This window comes from Methylobacterium sp. WL18 (genome assembly GCF_008040015.1).
GTDB classification, from domain to species: domain Bacteria; phylum Pseudomonadota; class Alphaproteobacteria; order Rhizobiales; family Beijerinckiaceae; genus Methylobacterium; species Methylobacterium mesophilicum.
The window spans coordinates 1-1,759 of sequence record NZ_VRVD01000821.1 but is presented as its reverse complement, the minus strand read 5'-3'; the positions used below and the strand labels follow the sequence as shown (position 1 = coordinate 1,759).

Sequence of the window (1,759 nt, the reverse complement as noted above, 5' to 3'; positions counted from 1 at the left end):
GCGCGGCGCGGCGTGTTCGCGGGACCGCGAGCCGCGCCGCGCGCCACATCCACCTTCTTGGTCGCTTCGTTCGATGCCATGGCGCCAGTGTTTTTTGCGTGCGCGGGCCCGAGGCAGGGCCTGCTTCCGGGAACGCGAACATCCGGCGCCGAGGGCCTGGGGAGGCCCGCACCGACGGTCGCTTCAGATCTCGGATTGCGCCCGCTCTAGCGCAACTCCGCCGGCTTGTCGACCGGGCGACCGCGCGGGGTTGGGTGAGATGTCTGGCAGGAGTGGAGGGACTCGAACCCGCAACCTCCGGTTTTGGAGACCGGCGCTCTGACCAGTTGAGCTACACTCCTAGCGTTCTGCCAAATGCCCGATTGCGGCCCGGCTTGCAAGAGGTTCGGTGACACGGACAGGCCCGAGCAAGCAAAATGCGGCCCTCGCGGGCCTGTCCGTCCCACCCGATCATGACCGGAGCGGCGGGTCCTTCGGGCATCCCGCGGCTGCGCAGCGTCAACGGCCGTGATCCGCGCGCTCCGCAGCGGTCAAGGGACGCAATCCGTTTCGGTCGAAGTGGAACAGCTCGTCGCTGCGACCGTAGGGGCCGGCCCGCATCTGCTTGGTCGCCTCTGCGGCCAGTTCGTGCCGCGCAGCGCTATCGGCGGGCCAGGCCATCAGCGCATTCCGGGTCGGAGCGGTCAGGGTGATGCTGTCCGCCTTCAAGGCGCGGCGCATCTGATCGAGGTAGTCCGGCACCAGCAGCCGCGCGGCGTCGTAATCGTCGCCCGAATCGGCGATGGCGAAGATCGGCGTGTCATCCCCGACGCCGAGGCTGAACGGAGCATCCTTCGAGGTTGCCGCGAGGTTCTTGACGGCGGTCGCCTCCACCAGGGCGGGCTCGACATGCCAGCCCGCGAGCATCGCGCGGGTCACGTATTGGTACCGCTTCGGTTCATCGAGTACGTAGACAACGAACAGCGTCTCGGAAAACCGACGGTGGGCAATCTCCGGGCGCTGGTGAAGGATCTCTTCCGGCACGAGTTGCACGCGCAGCCGCGATTGGATGGCCGCGAAATCCCCGGGATCCGTCGCGGGCTGGGACCGCGCCAGAACGTCGGCGATGAATTCTGCGATGGCCCGTCGGCGTTCCGAGCCGGTGAGCCCGGCAACGCGCGGGTACAGGTTTGTGAGGGCGATCGTCCTGGGCCCGACATTGATCTGCCCCGGATCGGAATCGAGACGGATCTCGGCCGCCGGTTGCAGAACCCGGACCAGCGCCGCCACCTCGTCGCGGAATCGCCCGTCGCTCAAATCATCGGCGCGCGCCCCACCGAGCGCGATTGGGGCCCCGGCACAGATCAGGACCAGCAAATCCAGGGCGCGGCGAAGAAGACCAGCGGACATATGAGTCTCCACCGGAGCACGGTCGAGACATGACAAAGCAGCGCCGGCGCTCCGTCAAGACGAAGGCCGGCGGGAATCACATCAGATCTGCAGATTGGCACCTGGCATCCCGGCTGGACCGGGACATTTTCGCGCCGCGATGAGACGCAAGCTGCGAAAGGTACGCCGTCTGGCGGATCGGCGCGCCTCGCGACGCGCCGATCCGTCCTGGCTTAGTCGTTGATGGCGGCGACGACGCCGGCGCCGACGGTGCGGCCGCCCTCGCGGATGGCGAAGCGCAGCTTCTCCTCCATGGCCACCGGCACGATCAGCGTGACGTCCATGGTCACGTTGTCGCCCGGCATCACCATCTCGGTGCCCTCCGGCAGCT

General features: G+C 67.7%; 1 protein-coding gene, 1 tRNA gene and 1 pseudogene. All 3 read right to left on the bottom strand.

Translation table 11 applies throughout. From position 1 onward, the window contains the following. Positions 1–264 precede the first annotated feature (264 nt). Positions 265–341: transfer RNA gene (locus FV228_RS28690), tRNA-Trp, on the bottom strand. A 157-nt stretch (positions 342–498) separates the two neighbouring features. Next, entirely contained in the window at positions 499–1,356 is an 858-nt protein-coding gene (locus tag FV228_RS28685; RefSeq protein ID WP_147857582.1) for a hypothetical protein, read from the bottom strand. Positions 1,357–1,601: 245 nt separating this feature from the next. Further along, positions 1,602–1,759 (bottom strand): annotated as a pseudogene (tuf, locus tag FV228_RS28680) (elongation factor Tu); the annotation flags it as partial.